This is a genomic window from Ralstonia soli (assembly GCF_023955655.1).
GTDB lineage: Bacteria > Pseudomonadota > Gammaproteobacteria > Burkholderiales > Burkholderiaceae > Ralstonia > Ralstonia soli.
The window spans coordinates 1-17,199 of the sequence record NZ_JAMXHT010000017.1 but is presented as its reverse complement, the minus strand read 5'-3'; the positions used below and the strand labels follow the sequence as shown (position 1 = coordinate 17,199).

Below are 17,199 nucleotides of genomic sequence, written 5' to 3'. Positions count from 1 at the left end.
TGACGCTGAACGTATCGGTGAAATACGCGCTGAAGTTGTTGACGTTGGATGTCAGGTTGACCGCGCCGATGACGTTGCTGCCCGTGAACGACGCGGGGTTCGACGCCGACGGCGGCAACCCGTTGGCAGTGAAACCGTATTCCTGGTTGGGGATCACCACCGCCTGATAGTTGATCAACCGGGCCAGATAGGTGGTCTGGTCATAGGTGATGCGCGAATGATCAAACGCGCCGCCCAGCGTGAATGCATTCTTGTGCCCCGCCAGGTTGTCGAAGTTCGACCATTGGACAGACGAGCCCACCGTGTCTTCGTGCGTGGCCGACTCCACGACGCTGGTATTGATGGCATTCGTCCAGCGGCCGTAGCCGAGCGCCAGGGCGTTGGCATTCGTCACGGCATTCACTGTCGTGCCGTTCGGTGCCTTGTTCGCGCACTTGTCAGTGGTGATACCGCCGGCGGTGGTCGTTGCCAGTGAGCCATCATCGTTAAAGCAGCCGTCATCCAGTTGCGCGTTGCTGTTGACGTTGTTCAGGTTGGCCTTGCGGTAATAAACGCTGCCCGCCAGCTGGTTGTTGTCGTTCAGCCAGTGGCTGCCTTTCAGGTTCAGCAGCGCCATCCGGTTCTTGATGGTGTCGGGCCACGTATAGGCAGCGCTGCGGTTCGACATCATGTCCATCGGCAGCGACTGCGTTCCGCTCAACGACGTGTCCGCCAGCGCTGCAGACAGTTCGAGCTGGGTGGCGCCATCGTTGCCGTGCCAGCGCGCCTTGCCGAACAGTTGCTTGACCTCGGAGCCCGAGTGGTCGCGAAAGCCGTTCTGCTTGTCGAAGTTGCCGGCCACGAAATAGTCGGTGTCGTGCGCTGCGTCGACGCCACCGGTCTCGAAGCTCACAGCCTTGCGGGCAAACGAGCCGCCCAGTACGTCAATCGACGTGCCGGTGTTGTCCTTCCCGTTCTTGGTGTTGACGACGAGCGCCCCGCCCAGCGTGTTGAGGCCAAAGATCGGATTGGACCCCGGCAGGATGTTGATGCTGGACACCGCGTTCATGGGAATGAGGTCCCAGTTCACGATCGAGCCGAAGGGCTCGTTCATCCGCACACCGTCAAAGTAGACCGACAGCCCGATGGGCACGCCCAACAGCGACGACACCTGGAACCCGCGGTAGTTGACGTCGTTCTGGTAAGGGTTGCCCGAGCCGTTGCTGACGCTGATTTGACCGAGGTTGTCGTTCAACACGTCGGCAAGGTTTGCGCTGCGCTGCTCGCGGACATCCTTCGCACTGATGCGCTGCGCGTTGGCAGGAAATTGCGACAGCGGCACGCCAATGCTGTCGATCGGGGTCGAGCCGACCACCTCGGTGGTGGGCAGTGCCACCGCGATGAGCGGGTCCTCGGCAAAGGCCGGCGCATGAAGCCCCGCGGCAGCGAGTGCGAGCACCACTCCGATGAGGGGGGGCGTGGTCTTCCACAGACAGCGGGTACTCGAATGCACGGAGTGTCTCCCTGATTTCTCTCTCGCCGTGACCGGGTGTGCAAGTCATGCACCCAGAGAACGGGCGTCGCGATAGTTACTTCTGGCGAGGAATCAGTGGCGATGGGACAGACATCTGCGCGAGCGCGTGACGCGACAGTGCGTGTGGTTGGCGCATGGCCTTGTCTCCTCTTCGATTTTTATATTTGCCTGCCAGATCTGGGCCCCGCGGACCGGCGGGCAGGTACGCGTGCCGACTGTGAACTCCACACCCGCTCGGCCTCATCGCGTGTTCAGGCGTTTCAAGCAAAACCTAGGCCATCTTTGGTCGTGGCAGAGCAAACCTTTTTCAGAGGGGCTCGTTTGATATCACCAGTGTTTGGTAACGGTGAACGCCATTGCGTGTCAGCGGCCATGTCCGATGTCGCCGAGAGGCCGCCGTAGCCGTGCATGCAAACTGCCATCACGACGAACTAGGCGTCGCGCCTGTCCTTCTATCGCGGCACATCTGACGCATTCGCGCGCGACGAATGTCGCACGAAACGCGACATTCGTCGCGCCGCGCATGGCCAGGGACTGTGGCAATCCACGCCTACATCTTGGAAAAGGGCGTGCATTGGCATCCAAGCGATCCTGGTATGCACTTTGCAGAGTGCCGATCGGTGCTGAATGCAATTCGCACAGGCAGCACCTAACCGAAGAACTAAGACTCAATCTGTCCCAACAAGAAAGGAGACACCATGCAGTGCAATAAGATTGGGGGATACCTATTCGCAGTGACCATGGGCTGTGCCGCGAGCACGGCCATGGCGCAATCATCGGTCACGCTCTACGGCATCATTGACGACGGACTGCAGTTTAGGAACAAGAGCGCGAACAACTCCGGTAGCCAGACAGAAATCATGACGGGCGGTAGCGCCATGAGTATCTGGGGGCTGAAAGGCGTCGAGCCCCTTGGCGACGGGATGAAAGCCTTCTTCAACCTAGAAAGCCATTTCTACAGCGATACGGGCAAGCTATTCTCAGGTCCTGACAACGGCTCGCAAATCTTCCGTCGTCAAGCGAACGTCGGCCTGAGTGCGGACTGGGGCACGATCACGCTGGGCCGCCAGTACGGCCCGGCGCTAATGGGCGTACTCGGTACCGAAGCGCGCACCTTCAAGGAGCAGTTCTCGAATCTGTACGTGTGGGCCTACAACCAGTTGGCGACGCCCACTGGCTCTCTGGGTTCCGGCACGAACCCTGGCAACGACGTCGGCGTGTTCGTGGGCAACGCAGTGCAGTACTCCAACAACTTCGGTCCGGTCTGGGTGGGCGCCGCTTACTCCTTCGGCGAAGTCCCCGGCAGCATGAGCAAGGGCAACGAAATCTCGCTCGGCGCAACCTACACTGGGCCCGTGACCGTTGGCCTGGCCTATCAGGCAATGAAGGACAGCACCAGCGGTTCAACCGTCAGCCGTCTGTGGAGTGCAGGCGTTGCAGCGCCGCTCGGCGATACATTCAAGGGCAGGCTTAACTACCTGAACATCACCGACAATGCGACAGCCGGGGGCCGTATCTCGAAGGTCCAGTCGGTTGGCGCCGGGGTGGACTACCAGTGGAACGCAAGCAATACCGCAACGCTTGCCGGTTACTACAGCCACTACGAGAGCGACTCACATAGCAGCTCGACCAAGACGTTCGTGCTGAGCAACGACTATGCGCTCTCCAAGCGCACCACGCTGTATGCGCAGGTGGCCTATGCAGATGCCGGCGCTATCGGGACGGCAGATCCGCTGGAAGGCCTCAAGACCTCTATCGTTTCGGGTGGTACCGCACCGGGTGTGAAAACGGTCTTGGCAGGCGTGGGCCTGAAGCACGCTTTCTGAGCGGAACTGAGACCCCGCCTTCGCCAACCATCAACGACCAAGTTTATGCCATCGCACTACCGCATTGCAGCGAACTGCCCTGCGGTTGTGCTCCCCCCAGACTGTGGACCTCATCATGAAAGCCAAGAACCTGATTCTCCCCTCGCTGATCGCTGTTGCCGCTGTACCCGCCTTTGCTGCAGGCGTACAGGGCAAGGACCCATACGTACAGGGCAGGGACCCGTACACCGACGGTCAAGCTGTGACCAAGGCCGACCCGTACACGGACGGCACCCTGGCCCGCAAGTTTGATCCGTTCAGCGACGGCCTATAAGCGGCTCGCATCACAACTCGACAATCTCGCTCCCCGATGCCGGGCGCCCCACGTGGCACCGCTATCGGCTTACCAAGGCGGCCCTTCCTCTGCCGCCTTGTTTTTTCCCGGCTCCTGCCCGAGGGCTCTCCATTTGCGTGCCCGGACTTTTCTCATCTCAAGCCCCGCGTCGCCTATCCGATAAGCTGGAATGCGTCCATTGGGCACGGCAGCGTTCCATTGCTCCCGTTATGTAAAACATGTCCGGCTAAAGTGTGGATTTCTAGTAGCCGTGCGTCACGATCGACAGCACGGACAAATCAGGATGCATGCCATCGATGATGCTGCGCGCCACGTGCACGGCCTCTTCCATGACATCTTCATGGCTGCGGAAGCTGTCGTCGCTGTCGCCCTTTGACAACCACGCCGTTTTTTTCAATTGGCGAACGCTGCCCGCACGACGGTTGAAATTTCACATCGGTGTGCCCCCTCCGCGAGCGTGACTGCACCAGCGCTTTTCGCCGCCGACGCCTACTTCCATCAACGCTCCGCGGCCCTTCAAGAGAACTCCATGGATGCTTGGTTTCACGAGTCGTTCGGCAATGATGATGCTTGCGATTTCGCCGCTGAGTTGGCGGAAGCCGACGACGTGTCCCTCACTTAATCCACGTTCGACGCCGTGCTGGAAGCGGGCGACGACTACCTCGAAGCGCCGGAGGCCACTCAGGCAATTGCCGCAGCCGAGGTCGTTGCACGCCTGCAGGGAAACTGGGGCGTACGCAACGCCTATTCCGAAGTACTGGACAACTGCGTAGAGCGCACCCGGATCGTGCCGCCCACCGCGATCGTTCACAAAGCCAGGCTCGCGCTCGATCGCGTGATGTCAGAGCCGTCAGAGTTGCTCGAACTCTGCTAGAAAGGTCATAGCGGTTAGGGGTGAACGGCAGTTGCGCGTGAATTGCGCGGTCGCCGCGCGCATGACCGACAAGCGCAGCACAACATGCGAGGCACCTTGGAAGCGCTGACCGCACTGCGTTTCGCCTAACGCAAATCGGCCTCCCGTACCCAGTCGCACGGAAGGCCGAGTTCTCCGTGCCCCGGTTCAGCACGCAACCGGAGCAGAGTCTTGGTACTGGCGTGCGCACGGCGTTCAGCAAAACGCGTTCACCGCCTCCACCAGAAGCATGGCCTGGCGGCTTGCCCTTGTTGATTTGTTTTGAAAAGAGGTTTCCGGTAAAAACCGGAATTTATGAAGCGCGAAATAACCACTCTTCGCGGGATAATGACTGCCGTAGTGGTAACTGCTCAGTCTGAGATACCTGGACACGGAGGACTTGCACAATGGCGAGGCCTTTATCAATCTGAATCCACCGCCGGCCGCTTTCATGGCCTTCTACGTCGCATCCTATTTCTGCGACAGGACCCACTGCACGAGCTGCTTAGCCTCGGCTTCATTAACCTGTGTGTTGGCTGGCATTGCCATTGGGCCCCAGACTCCGGAGCCGCCCTTTAACACCTTCTGAGTCAGCTTGGCCACTGCGTCCTTCTGGCCGGCGTACTTGGTTGCCACATCTTTGAAGGCAGGGCCCACCAGTTTCGTGTCAATGGCGTGGCAAGCCATACAGTTTTTCTTCTGCGCCAAATCCACGCCGGCATCGGCAAAGGCCGGTCCGGCGAGTAGAGCAGCAGCAAGCAAAGCAAGGAGATGTTTCATAATGTTGTGCTTTCAGTTCGTTCGTGAGGGAAGTCTTCGATGGACGCCTAGTTGCAGGGAATGTCCATTGCGCCAAGCTTATCGACCGCGGTGCACGCGGCCGAAACGGTGACGATATCTTCCATGGATTGCTTCGCCTCCATGGCATGAGCGGGATTGGACAACTTGCTACCGTGCCTTGGCCTTTTGCCTCGGCAGTGGCGACCTCGATGCCAGCCCAGGTGCAGCTGATCACACGAGCGATACGGCCTGCCTCTTCTTCTGCGGTGGCAGATCCGTACACACCCCCTCGAACACTTCAGCGCACATGCCGATGGATTCACCCAGTGTCGGGTGTGGATGGATGGTTTTGCCGATGTCGCCCGGTTCGCAGCCCATCTCGATAGCTAAACAGACCTCGCTGATAAGGTCGCCAGCATGCGTTCCTACGATGCCGCCGCCAATGATTCGCTGCGTCGCCTCATCAACGATCAACTTGGTAAAACCCTCATCACGTCCATTAGCGATCGCGCGGCCAGATGCAGCCCAGGGAAATACCGCCTTGCCGACCGTGATGCCCTCGGCCTTGCACTGCTCTTCGGTCTTGCCAGTCCAGGCCACCTCAGGATCGGTGTAGGCTACGTTCGGAATCTGACGCGCGTCGAAGTACACCGGATCGCCGATAGCTGCCCCCGCTGCTACATGCGCCTCGTGCACTGCCTTGTGCGCGAGCATCGGCTGGCCAACGATGTCACCGATCGCAAAGATGTGCGGCACGTTAGTCCGCATCTGCTTATCGACTTGGATGAAGCCCCTGTCGGTAACTGCCACGCCAGCATTCTCCGCGCCGATCTTTTTGCCATTAGGGTTGCGGCCTACCGCCACCAGCACCAAGTCATAGAGTTGGGGTTCCGCTGGTGCCTTCTCGCCCTCGAACGTGACCTCGATACCAGCCGCCGTCGCCTTCGCGCCCACGGTCTTTGTCTTGAGCATCACGTGACCAAAGCGGTGGGCGTTCTTCTTCTCCCACACCTTGACGAGGTCGCGGTCGGCACCCTGCATCAGGCCATCGAGCATCTCGACGACGTCGATGCGTGTGCCGAGCGTCGAATAAACCGTCGCCATCTCAAGCCCAATGATCCCGCCGCCAACGACCAGCATGCGTTTCGGGATGCCCTTGAGCTTGAGCGCGCCAGTGGAGTCGACAACACGCTCGTCCTCGGGCATGAACGGCAGCTTCACCGCCTGCGACCCGGCGGCGATGATCGCTTTGGCGAACTTGATGATTTTCGTGCTGCCGTCAGCCTGCGCAACCTCCATGTGATGCGAATCGAGGAAGCTTCCCACGCCCGACACAACTTCGACCTTGCGCAGCTTGGCCATGCCGGCCAAGCCGCTCGTGAGCTTCTTGATGACGCCGTCCTTGTACGCGCGCAGCTCATCGATGTCGATCTCGGGAGACACATATTTGATCCCGTGATGACCGAGCGCCTTGACCTCATCCATCACGGCGGCGGTGTGCAGCAGCGCCTTACTGGGAATGCAGCCGACGTTCAGGCACACGCCGCCGAGCGCCGAGTAGCGCTCGACAAGCACGGTCCTCATGCCAAGATCGGCGCTGCGGAACGCCGCTGAATAGCCGCCTGGGCCGGCGCCAAGGACGAGCATTTCGCATTCGATGTCTGCCTTGCCGGCATTGCCGCCCGCAATGGTCGCCGCGGCTGCCTCATGAACGCGGTGTTCGGGTTCAGTCACTGTTGTCTCCTTTTATGTAGTTTTGAAGCCGTGGCACGGCATGCGCTGACCGATTCGGTGATTCAGTGAACTGGCAGCGGCCAAATCGCCCGCTCCGCTCCCATCTTGCGGCGCGGGCGCAACCACAGCGCCTCAGGGTGCGGGTGAGGCCAGCGGCTTTCCCTTCTCCACGACGTACACGCCAACGAGGCGCGCTGGCGCGTTGCCCGCGTTATGGGCGGAGTGGACGGTGCCAGCGGGGATGATGAACGACTCTCCGGCCTTCACAAGACGAGGCGCCCGGCCGTCGACGGAGAGTTCGACTTCACCTTCGGCCACATAGCTGATTTCCTCACCGGGATGGGTGTGCCTGCCGACCTGACCATCTGGCGCGACTTCAATGCGCGCAACGACGGCCTCACGACCCGCGATGGAGACGTCGCCCTTTCCGACAATCGTTCGTGTGAGGCCGCTCCCTTGCGCAAAAGCAACTCCGGTGAGCAGCAGGAGCGCCGCACCAAGCGGCAAGCATCGGTTGGTTTTCAACGCCATGAAGCACCTCAGTTCACGGGTACAGACTTGACGAAGGCGCGGATGGCGCGGATTTCATCGTCGTTCAAGAACTCTTTCCAGGACGGCATGCCGCGCGGCACCCGCCCTTCGCGGACGGTGGCGAGAAACTCATCGTCGTTGCCCTTGAAGCGGCGAAGGTCCGGGATGGTGCCGCCAGAAACGGCACCCGGGCCATGGCACTTGTAGCACGCCTGATCATACAAAATACGGCCTTTTCGGACCTCTGGCGTTTCGTTCGGCGAGCCGGCAGACGAACCGCCCATTGCAAGAGCGCTTCCGGCGACCGACAACAGCGCGGCGCCAAGAGCGAGGTATCGGTTGATTTTGAATGTCATGCTAAGAATCCCTTCAAGGATGGAGTCAAACAGCTCCGCAAAAATGCGAGCGGTACGGCTTTATCGTCGGTCAGAACCCGCTTGTGCCGGGGCAGGCTGCGCGGCGGCTGGTGCTAGTTGTGGCACGCCGTAACGCTGCAGGATCGCGTCGATCCGACCGCTGCTCTTGAGCGCGTCGAGGCTGCGGTCGATCGCTTCTCGCAGATCTGCATCGGCCTTGCGCACCCCAACGGCCAGCGAGAAGGTCATCTTCGGGCGGGACTCCGCGACCATCCGCAATTTAGCCTCCGGATGGCTCTTGATGTACCACCCGCCGGACGGCCCCCACATCACCGCTGCGGTGATCTCACCCGATGCCAGTGCCGCGAAGAGGTCTTGCTGCCCTTGGTACAAGTGCCGCGTGATGCCCTCGCGGAACAGGACGAAATCGGCCACCGTCATGATTGCAACGCCAACCTCGTAGCCCTTCAGGTCGTCGTAGCTATTCACCGGCAGATCGGCGCGCACGGCCGGGACAAAACCGGTCGTGTAGTAGGGCTGAGACAAGACCATGCGCGCATCGGCTTCCTCGAAGTCGATGCGCGCGGGCAATCCCATGATGTAGTCGCAACGCCCCTCGACCACTTGCCGGAACGCACGCCGTGCGTAATTGGTCGCAAACCAGTGGTAGGCGAGACGCACGCCGAGAGAGCGCGCGATCTCCTGCGCGATCTCGACGTCGTAGCCTGACGGCTCGGGGCTTTTAGCGCTGATCGGCAGGTTGTCCGGATCGGCGCACACCGTGATGACACCGGTGGCGCGGATGCGTTCAAGTGCCGTCGGCTCAGGCGCGGCCGTAGCCGCGCCTGCAACCGTCAACGCACCAAGCAGCGTCAACATGGGGCGCACGAGAAATGATTTCATGGCGACTGCCCGCGCTTCCGCTTACTCGGCCAACTCGAACACCCACAGCGAGGCGCCCTTGTTGATCTTCTTGATGTGTTCCGGAACACCCGAGCCAGCCCACAGCGGGAAGGCGCCACCGTAGCCGGACACCACTGCCACGTACTGCTTGCCATCGACGCTATAGGTCATCGGACCGCCGACGATGCCAGAGGGCGTGGGGAAGCTCCAAAGCTTCTTGCCCGACTTGCCATCCAGCGCGACGAAGTTGCCCTCGAGCGTCCCGACAAACACCAAGCCGCCTGCTGTTGCAAGCGCGCTCGACGATTGCAGAGGCGAGCTGTTCTCCCACTTCCACGCGATCTTGTTGGTCGTAACATCGACTGCGGTGAGCGCGCCGCGCCCAGGAGCGATCATGTCGCCAGGTGCACCGAGGTACATTAGACCCTTCTTATAGCTGACCTCCTCGTTCTTGAGCGTCGCGCACATTTCGATCGACGGGATGAATGCCATGCTCGTCGTCGGGTTGTAGGCAATGTGCGCCCAGTCCTTGCCGCCGAAATAGGAGGGGCAGAACGTGGCGTTCTTGTTCAGGTCCGGCCGGCTTTCAGGATTCACGACCATCTTGCCGGTCGCCGGGTCGACGTGGCCCCAGTCGACCTTGACGAATGGCAACGCCGATACGAACTTCCCGTTGGTGCGATCGAGCGTGTAGAGGTTTCCGTTCTTGTTACCCTGCAACAGACCCTTGACAGTCTTGCCGCCGCGCTTGACGTCGACCAGCACCGCCTCAGACATCGCGTCGTAGTCCCATGAATCGTTCGGGGTGAACTGGAAATCCCAGTTCTTCTTGCCGGTGTCGATGTCGAGAGCGAGCATCGAGTTCGAGCCGCGGTTGTCACCGGGACGCATCGCCCGGTTCCACGGTGCCGGATTGCCGGTGCCCATATAGACTAGGTTGGTTGCAGGATCGAACGAGGCCGTCAGCCAAGCCGCCGCACCGCCGTACTTCCACGACTCCTTGCCCCAGGTTTCGACGCCTTCCTCGCCAGGACCGGGCACAGTCGAGGTCTTCCAGGCTTCCTGGCCGGTGCGGGCATCAAACGCCTGAATGAAGCCGCGGATACCGAACTCGCCGCCGGCCACGCCGACCACTACCTTGCCCTTGGCGACCATCGGTGCCATCGTCAGCGTGTAGCCACTCTTGTAGTCCTCGACCTTCTTCTCCCACAGCTCTTTGCCGGTCTTGGCGTCGAGCGCGATCACGCGCGCGTCGAGCGCGGCGATGTAGACCTTGTCTTCGTACAGACCCACGCCTTTGGTCACCAAACCGCAGCACGCATACTGCGCAATGTCGGCGGGCAGCTTGATCTCATAGCGCCAGAGCCGGTTGCCGGTGCGGGTGTCCACCGCATCAACGTACTGCTGCGACACAGCAACGATCATGATGCCGTTGTTGACGCTGGGCGTAACTTGCTGCCCCTCGAGGGTGCCCAGCGAGTAGGAAAACTTCGGCACCAGCTTCTTCACGTTGCCAGTGTTGACCTGCTTCAACGGACTAAAGCGGTTGCTGTTGTAAGTGCGGCCGTAGATCAGCCAATTGTTTGGATCCTTGTCGGCATTGAGCAGCCGCTCGTCGGTGACGCTGGCCCATTCAACGGCGAACGCTGGCAGCGCGGCCGCAAGCAACCCGAGTGACAAAACCGAAGAAGCCAAAAGCTTGGTCTTCATGATGCATCTCCTAGATATAGGTCTTCTTAGTGGTAAAAAATTTATTGAACCTCCACGCGCCATCGCTCCCATCCCGAATGTGCTGATGTGCATGGCAGCCCGCCCTTACTGCGCTTTCTCCGGCTGCTTCGCCAAGTACTGCAAATAGGCCACGAGTTCCCAGATTTGCTCGGATGAGAAGGTCTTGCCCCATGGCGGCATGACATCGGCGCCGGTTCGTCCTTCGGTGATCGTTTTGAACCCATCGGCAGGAACGAAGTCGGTGCGGCCGGTAAAGCTTGGCGCCCGCCCCCCTTCCCCGCCATTGCCGTGACAATAGGCGGCGCAGGTGGATCCAAAGCGCTTGCGACCATTCTCGATACGCGCCGGATCGTTGAGGGAGAACGGCGGCTCAGTGGGAGTCGCCTCGGTTGTGGCGGCCGGTGCCGCAGCCGGCGCCCCGTGTCCCTCAGGCGCGCCAGCGACTGCGGGCACAGTGACGAGCGCAGCCAAGACGGTAACGAGCAGTTTTCTCATGGCGGTAAATCAAGTACGGGAAATGAAGGACGGCTAAAGCCGCCCTCCTTGGTGGACATCAATATCGCCTGACAAGGCTGGCGACTTAGCCGGTCAATCGACGGTGAACACCAGCAGCGCGGCGCCACCCGGTAAGTCCCGAATCTCCGGGAACGCGCCCGTCAGGAAACCCGGTGCATGCGAGCCCAAGCCGGTCGGGATCGCAATGTATTGCTTGCCATTGACCGAATAGCTGATCGGACCACCGCGAGCACCAGACCCGGCGTTGAACTTCCACAACTCCTTGCCGTTATCGGCGTCGAAGGCATAGAGGCGGCCCTCCATGTCGCCGGTGAACACCAGACCGCCACCCGTAGCAAGCACGTTGCTCAGCGGCGGCAACTTGAAGCGGACCTTCCATGCCTGCTTGCCGGTCAGCGGATCGAAGGCGCCAAGCCAGCCATCAGCCTTCTTGCCGGGCGGGTCGACCAGCGTGATTTCCGACAGACCGAGCGAGAGGCCACTGATACCCGCGAGCGGCTCTTGCTTGGCGCTGGTAACGGTGTTGCACACCTCCATGCCTTGCGAATACCAAAGCTTGGTGGATGGGTTGTAGGCACCTGCGTTCCAGCTGCGCGCACCCAGCAGGTTGGGGCAGTGCAGCTTCTGCTTGCCCGTCTCGGGGTAGTTCGGTTCGATCGGCGCGCCGGTCTTTGGATCGACACCCTTGGCCCAGTTCATGTTTTCGGTGTACTGCCAGACATTTCGGATGGAACCCGAATCCTTGTCCATGACGTATACGAAGCCGTTCTTGTTCAGGTGTACCAGCGAGGTCTTGCCGTGACCATCAGGGATGAGCAACGCTTCATATACTGCGTCGAAGTCCCAAGTGTCGTTAGGCACTTCCTGCCGATGCCATTTGATCTTCCCGGTCTTGGGATCGAGTGCGAGCAGCGTGGAGGTATAGAGGTTGTCGCCCATCCGGTCTTCGCGGTTGAAGTCGGGGGCAGAGTTGCTGGTGCCGATGTAAATCGTGTCGGTGGTGGGATCGTAGGTCCCGGGCATCCAAGCCGAGCCGCCGGCTTTCGTGCGGCTGTCGCCGGGCCAGCTCTTCGGGTCATCGCGCGGGATCTCGAACGTCCATACGCGCTCGCCCGTATCGGCGTTTACCCCAAAAATCTTGCCGACGATCGGCTGGTCACCACCAGTCGTACCGCCAAATAGAACGTTTCCGGCGAGCTGTGGAGGCGCCGAAAACAACGCCCCGTACTCCTTCTTCATGTCAGTGAGCTGCGTCGACCACATTTCCTTGCCGGTCTTCTGGTCAAGTGCAATGAAGCGGCCATCCAACGTGCCGATAAACACCTTCCCACGCCCGACCGTCACGCCACGGCTCGCCGATTGGTAAAAGACCTCCTTGGAGACTGCGGCAAGCTTGGGCTTGTAGTGCCAAAGCGTCGCACCGGTTGCGGCGTCGAGTGCGAACACGTTGTTGTCCGCACCAATGGAGTACATCACGCCATCGATCACGATCGGCGTTGCCTGCAGCCCGTGGGTGATCACCCCCGGCTGGTGAATCCAGGCAACATGCATCTTCTTGACGTTGCCCTTGTTGATCTGATCCAGAGGGCTGTAGCGCCAGGCGTTGTAGCTGCGGTGGTATTGCGGCCAGTTATTCGGATCGTCGAAGCCTGGGCCACTCGCAGCTTGAACGGCTTGTGCGGCGACCATCGCCCCCCCCATGACCAATGCCACCTTCGCAATCGCCCCGTTAACGCGGTATTCGAGGTTGATCACAATCGTCTCCTTGTTGTAATGACACCGATGTACAGTCGCTCGCTGCGACTCACGCGTGGCCATACGCAGCTTCTATGCCATGCACCACACACCTCGGAGACGGAACGGGAAGACACCAGCCAAACCCATATCAGGCCTCAAACTGCCTCAGGCTAGCTGCCTGTTTCGGTGAAATATCTTGAGCGTGATCGGCGCGATGCAACTGCGACAACTGCAGCAGTGAATGCGACACCTGAAGCAGAACGTGAGACATATGTCGCATGGTGTATCGCCATTGCCTGCAGCATTCCTGGTGCACTCCTGGATTTGCGAGCTTCGTTCACTTGGGCAATACGGGATGGCCGTGCGGTGCTGACCGCGATCGTTATCACCATGGGCGGCACGGGCGCTTCCTACGTCGTGACCTTCTACATGCCCACCTATGCCATCCGCGAGCTCGGCATGTCCCCTGCCGTTGCGCTGGCCGGCGCCGCACTGACCGGGCTGCTCACCTTTGCGCTCGCACCGAGCATTGGCCGCTGGTCGGACTGCGTTGGGCGCAAGCCGTTGATCGTCTGGGCGCGCATCGCCCTGGTGCTCTTGATCTATCCGACGTTTGCCTGGCTCAAGGCCTCGCCCACACCAGCGGTGCTGTTCACGATCGTCGGGGGGCTGACGATGATTCTGGCAGTCCAGGCCGTGCCCAGCATCACGATCCTGCCCGAGATGTTTCCCGAACGCGTGCGTGCCAGCGGCATGTCGCTGGTGTACAGCATCGGCGTCGCGGTGTTCGGGAGCTTTGCCCCGCTCATCAGCGCCTGGCTGGTCAATGCAAGCGACCACAAGGAGTCGCCCTCCTAGTGCCTGGTCGCGATCGCGCTGATTTCCCTGCTGGGGCTGCGCTACCTCAAGGACCGCACGGGTGAAGACATCAACCAGCCGAGCCGCGCAATGCCCGCCTCGGCCGCAGCCACCCAACTCTGACTGCAAGACCATCACCATGGAAAACACTGCCGTAAGCGACCATTTCTCCGCCACGTATGCCGAAGCACGCAGCAAGTTTCTCGATGCTGCCGATAAGCTCGGCGCGGCCATAGAGACGTTCGAACTGCTTGGCTACCAAGGTGCCGCAAGCGAAACGCTGGCGATGGACGTCGCATACCTGGGCGCCCCAACTGCCCAGCGCCTGCTGATTTTGAGTTCTGGCAACCATGGGCCAGAAGGCTTCTGCGGTTCCGGCTGCCAGGTTGCCACGCTGCATGACACAGACCTGATGGGGCGGTTCAAGCAGGCCGGCATCGGCTTACTGATGATCCACGCCATCAATCCGTACGGCTTCTCGTACCTGCAGCGAACCAACCAAGACAACGTCGAGCTGAACCGCAACCATATCGATTCCAATGCGGCACTGCCGGCCAACGCTGGCTACGCGGAACTCGATCCGATCGTCATTCCTGCGACCTGGCCGCCCACGCATGAAGACGAGCAGGCACTTGCCGGCTATGTGGCTCGGCACGACATGCAGGCTTATCACTCGACATTGGGCCGCGGCCAGTACGACATGCCCGACGGCAGCCGGTGCGCGAGAAATAGAAGCAACGCTTGTCAATGATGGAATTCCGGTTGCCACGCAGCCAAATCTGTACGCCGCAAATCAACTTTAGTCGCACTACCGTGAACGCCCCTGATTGCTCGATTTGTGAGGTTGGCGCATTGTCCACTCAGGGGTCACATCCACAACTGTGGGGACGAACCAAGGCTATAGCGACCATTGGTGCAGCGTGATCAGCGGAGCTCGACCGATTGGCGAAGCCTGTTGCATGCTTGGTCAACCAGTCGTTGGTTTGCATACATCACCTCTAGAATATAATCACCGGACTAACAAAAATTGGGGTGCGTTGGTCTATGCGCGTGTTCGATCTGTTTTCCAAACGTCAGAAGCGGGCTCGCGGTGAAATGCCCGACGTGTATGTGTATGACAACCTACCGCGGCCTTTACGCGTACAGATCATTCACATCGTTAACGATGCCTTTGGGGAAGATGGGTACGGCTCAACCCATGCGCATGATGCGTACGAGTTTGTAAAGCAAGCTCTATGTCGAGAGTTTGGCGTCTTTGAGCTTGTCAAATATCCCAATTCTGATCAAGATTCAGTATTCAATTTCTTCCTGCAAGAAGCGTCTGTCGAGCGTGCGTTGGATGTTGTCGAACTGTGCTTCAAGGTCATCCAGACATATATTTCAGAAAATTGGACTTATCTAAACAACACTAATCGAAAGATCGAACCTGCCGATGCAGTTGTTGAACTCAATGAGCGCTTCAAAGAGCATGGGATTGGCTACCAGTTCGAGTCCGGCGAGATAATTCGTGTTGACTCTCAACTCCTGCACGCGGAAGCTGTAAAGCCGACGCTGGCAATCCTACGTGACAAGAACTTCAAGGGCGCGAACGAAGAATTCCTGAAAGCTCATGAGCACTATCGGCACGGGCGCTACAAAGAATGCCTTGTCGACGCGCTGAAGGCATTTGAGAGCACCATGAAGACCATTTGCAGCCTGCGTGGTTGGCCGACACAACCAACAGACACGGCGAAGAACCTTATCTCCACCTGCATGAGCAATGGCTTGTTTCCTGCGTACTTCGAATCGCAGTTCTCGTCCATTCGCTCCCTGCTTGAGAGTGGCGTCCCGACCGTACGAAACAAGAACGGTGGCCACGGGCAAGGTACCGCCCCTGTCGTTGTGCCCGAATACTTGGCTCGATACACGTTGAACCTGACTGCAACCACAGTTCTCTTCATGGTGGAAGCGCATCAGGCTACCAAATAGGTCAGCGGCGATGACAGTCGCTATGACCTTCGCGTCACCGTAGCCAGCACGAGATTCCTTTCACGTCACGCAACACACATTTCGGGCTCGGTGGAGCAGTCAGTTGATGTAGCGATAACCTTGCTCCGTCGCCATCAGGGCGGAGTCGCCGTCTACAAACCCGCGCCCGACGAGCGGATGGTCAGGTAGTAACCGCCCGACACCCTGACGCAGTTGCGTTTCGCTTCGTTCGCTGTGAGCAACTTACGGCGGAACTTGCACCCACAAGAGTGCGCCCATGCTGGGCGCACAAAAAGAAAAGTAATTTCCACCCAAACCGGACCAGAGTTACTCTGGTCCGACGATGAAACACTGTCCTGAATGCTCCGCAAGCAGACCCTACAAACTGTCCGAAGGGCGGCTCAAATGCCGTGCCTGCGGCAAGCGGTTTAGCTGGGCCTCGGTGTGGGACTCGGCACCGCTCTGCTCAAAGAGATGGCGAAGCTCGCCGCAAAATACGTCGCGCCGACATAGCCCCCCCATGACATTGGAGGCAACATAGGATTGCTTGACCTCCTTTTCGGCAGGCAGCCGCGGCGGTTAAGATTGTCGGTGAAGAGGGAGGCCTGCCAAAAAGCGGCAGGTAGTTCATTGGTGCAGCGTCCCACAACGTGTGCCGCGCCTCGTAAATAGATGCAGCAGAACGGCCGCACCCTGGTAATGCCACCCGACAACCCTCCAGGGCCGAACCGCTCCCGGCTATGAGGCACAAATTTACGGAATCCAGCAAGCTGAAATGAATAAGCCCATCGAGGCAGTACTCGCCGAAGCCGAGGAATTGATATCCCAGCAGCAAATCAACAAAGCGTTCGATAAACTGATTAGCCTGTTCCAGCAGTGCAGCCAGGTCGATCTCAAGCGACTGCAAGACCCCATCACAGAAATTATTGGTAGGTTCCTGCCAAAGAAACGTCGCAAGCTAGACCAGGTATTTTGCAACCGACTCGGCCATGGCGAGCCACACGGGTTGCCGGCCAGCGCCTCTGGCTTGGATAACCAACCTGACTTGCAAGATTTCATTATCTCGCTTAGCGATCGGTTCGACGAGCTAAGCGAGTGGCACATTTTCCAATGGTCGACGTATTACAAGGACGAACTCCGGGCCATCACGGCGGAGACTGTAGAGCTGCTACGGTCCAGCAGTAACGCAGACGCGGCATTTGAGCAAGTCGCCATAGCGATCCAGAGCCATTCAGTCGAGATTTTCACCAAGGGCTTTAGCTTTGTCATGTCGCAGAGCTGGGCAACCCGGGAATCCGCCGTAGTGAAGTCACTTGGTGGGCTGCGGTCATTCTTGGAACTGCCCGTCGAGATCTATGCGGACGAATCATCCCGAATCACCGAGCCGAAGGACTGTTGATTTGCACCGAATCCTGACCCATCCGAGGTAGGTTTTTGCATCGAATGTTGACCCACGTATAGAACACTGTCCCGCTCGGCAAGGAGCGGGAGTTCGGAGTGATCGACGTGGCCATACTGAG

At 59.6% G+C, this 17,199-nt stretch carries 14 protein-coding genes and 2 pseudogenes; 7 read left to right on the top strand and 9 right to left on the bottom strand.

Annotated features, from left to right (window positions below; translation table 11 throughout):
* The coding region (locus tag NG900_RS26265) for a TonB-dependent receptor plug domain-containing protein (RefSeq protein ID WP_252685296.1) at positions 1-1,492 on the bottom strand (1,492 nt) is incomplete at its 3' end.
* 719 nt (positions 1,493-2,211) lie between these two features.
* On the opposite strand from NG900_RS26265, the gene NG900_RS26260 reads away from it, so the two are divergent.
* The 3 genes and pseudogenes from NG900_RS26260 (at position 2,212) to NG900_RS26250 (ending at position 4,547) form a co-directional block, all read left to right on the top strand.
* Positions 2,212-3,339 (top strand): porin, encoded by a 1,128-nt coding sequence (locus tag NG900_RS26260; RefSeq protein WP_252685294.1) that lies wholly within the window; start codon positions 2,212-2,214, stop codon positions 3,337-3,339.
* A gap of 115 nt (positions 3,340-3,454) precedes the next feature.
* A pseudogene (locus NG900_RS26255) lies at positions 3,455-3,646 on the top strand (hypothetical protein); the annotation flags it as partial.
* A 664-nt stretch (positions 3,647-4,310) separates the two neighbouring features.
* Positions 4,311-4,547: a DUF4259 domain-containing protein gene (locus tag NG900_RS26250; protein ID WP_252685290.1), complete on the top strand. Its 237-nt coding sequence runs from the start codon at positions 4,311-4,313 to the stop codon at positions 4,545-4,547.
* Positions 4,548-5,036: 489 nt separating this feature from the next.
* Here the strand turns inward: NG900_RS26250 and NG900_RS26245 are convergent, their stop codons facing one another.
* The 8 genes and pseudogenes from NG900_RS26245 to NG900_RS26210 form a co-directional block, all read right to left on the bottom strand.
* The gene (locus tag NG900_RS26245) at positions 5,037-5,345 is read right to left on the bottom strand and encodes a c-type cytochrome (protein ID WP_252685288.1); all 309 of its coding nucleotides are present in this window, start codon (positions 5,343-5,345) and stop codon (positions 5,037-5,039) included.
* Between the two features lie 231 nt (positions 5,346-5,576).
* A pseudogene (gene lpdA / locus NG900_RS26240) lies at positions 5,577-7,049 on the bottom strand (dihydrolipoyl dehydrogenase); the annotation flags it as partial.
* 162 nt (positions 7,050-7,211) lie between these two features.
* Complete coding sequence (locus NG900_RS26235) at positions 7,212-7,610, bottom strand: cupin domain-containing protein (RefSeq protein ID WP_252685286.1); 399 nt, start codon at positions 7,608-7,610, stop codon at positions 7,212-7,214.
* A gap of 8 nt (positions 7,611-7,618) precedes the next feature.
* On the bottom strand, positions 7,619-7,966 hold the full coding sequence (locus tag NG900_RS26230) for a c-type cytochrome (RefSeq protein WP_252685284.1): 348 nt from the start codon (positions 7,964-7,966) through the stop codon (positions 7,619-7,621).
* Positions 7,967-8,026: 60 nt separating this feature from the next.
* Positions 8,027-8,845: a substrate-binding periplasmic protein gene (locus NG900_RS26225; protein WP_252685282.1), complete on the bottom strand. Its 819-nt coding sequence runs from the start codon at positions 8,843-8,845 to the stop codon at positions 8,027-8,029.
* 45 nt (positions 8,846-8,890) lie between these two features.
* Positions 8,891-10,579 carry a PQQ-dependent dehydrogenase, methanol/ethanol family gene (locus tag NG900_RS26220; RefSeq protein ID WP_252685280.1) on the bottom strand — a complete coding sequence of 563 codons (1,689 nt, stop codon included), beginning with the start codon at positions 10,577-10,579 and terminating at the stop codon, positions 8,891-8,893.
* Between the two features lie 105 nt (positions 10,580-10,684).
* Entirely contained in the window at positions 10,685-11,095 is a 411-nt protein-coding gene (locus NG900_RS26215; RefSeq protein WP_252685278.1) for a c-type cytochrome, read from the bottom strand.
* 93 nt (positions 11,096-11,188) lie between these two features.
* On the bottom strand, positions 11,189-12,871 hold the full coding sequence (locus NG900_RS26210; protein WP_252685276.1) for a pyrroloquinoline quinone-dependent dehydrogenase: 1,683 nt from the start codon (positions 12,869-12,871) through the stop codon (positions 11,189-11,191).
* Positions 12,872-13,219: 348 nt separating this feature from the next.
* On the opposite strand from NG900_RS26210, the gene NG900_RS26205 reads away from it, so the two are divergent.
* From NG900_RS26205 to NG900_RS26190, 4 genes are all read left to right on the top strand, one after another.
* The gene (locus NG900_RS26205) at positions 13,220-13,711 is read left to right on the top strand and encodes an MFS transporter (RefSeq protein ID WP_252685274.1); all 492 of its coding nucleotides are present in this window, start codon (positions 13,220-13,222) and stop codon (positions 13,709-13,711) included.
* A 139-nt stretch (positions 13,712-13,850) separates the two neighbouring features.
* Complete coding sequence (locus NG900_RS26200) at positions 13,851-14,462, top strand: DUF2817 domain-containing protein (protein ID WP_252685272.1); 612 nt, start codon at positions 13,851-13,853, stop codon at positions 14,460-14,462.
* A 293-nt stretch (positions 14,463-14,755) separates the two neighbouring features.
* A complete protein-coding gene (locus NG900_RS26195; protein ID WP_252685270.1) occupies positions 14,756-15,679 on the top strand; it encodes an STM4504/CBY_0614 family protein in 924 nt (307 codons plus the stop codon).
* 775 nt (positions 15,680-16,454) lie between these two features.
* Positions 16,455-17,078 carry a hypothetical protein gene (locus tag NG900_RS26190; RefSeq protein WP_252685268.1) on the top strand — a complete coding sequence of 208 codons (624 nt, stop codon included), beginning with the start codon at positions 16,455-16,457 and terminating at the stop codon, positions 17,076-17,078.
* Positions 17,079-17,199: the final 121 nt, after the last annotated feature.

Bases quoted from the DNA above. Each gene is read 5' to 3' on its own strand.
- NG900_RS26215 (WP_252685278.1), bottom strand. From the start codon at position 11,095: ATGAGAAAACTGCTCGTTACCGTCTTGGCTGCGCTCGTCACTGTGCCC.
- NG900_RS26190 (WP_252685268.1), top strand. From the start codon at position 16,455: ATGAATAAGCCCATCGAGGCAGTACTCGCCGAAGCCGAGGAATTGATA.
- NG900_RS26200 (WP_252685272.1), top strand. From the start codon at position 13,851: ATGGAAAACACTGCCGTAAGCGACCATTTCTCCGCCACGTATGCCGAA.
- NG900_RS26195 (WP_252685270.1), top strand. From the start codon at position 14,756: ATGCGCGTGTTCGATCTGTTTTCCAAACGTCAGAAGCGGGCTCGCGGT.
- NG900_RS26225 (WP_252685282.1), bottom strand. From the start codon at position 8,845: ATGTTGACGCTGCTTGGTGCGTTGACGGTTGCAGGCGCGGCTACGGCC.
- NG900_RS26260 (WP_252685294.1), top strand. From the start codon at position 2,212: ATGCAGTGCAATAAGATTGGGGGATACCTATTCGCAGTGACCATGGGC.
- NG900_RS26230 (WP_252685284.1), bottom strand. From the start codon at position 7,966: ATGACATTCAAAATCAACCGATACCTCGCTCTTGGCGCCGCGCTGTTG.
- NG900_RS26245 (WP_252685288.1), bottom strand. From the start codon at position 5,345: ATGAAACATCTCCTTGCTTTGCTTGCTGCTGCTCTACTCGCCGGACCG.
- NG900_RS26220 (WP_252685280.1), bottom strand. From the start codon at position 10,579: ATGAAGACCAAGCTTTTGGCTTCTTCGGTTTTGTCACTCGGGTTGCTT.
- NG900_RS26235 (WP_252685286.1), bottom strand. From the start codon at position 7,610: ATGGCGTTGAAAACCAACCGATGCTTGCCGCTTGGTGCGGCGCTCCTG.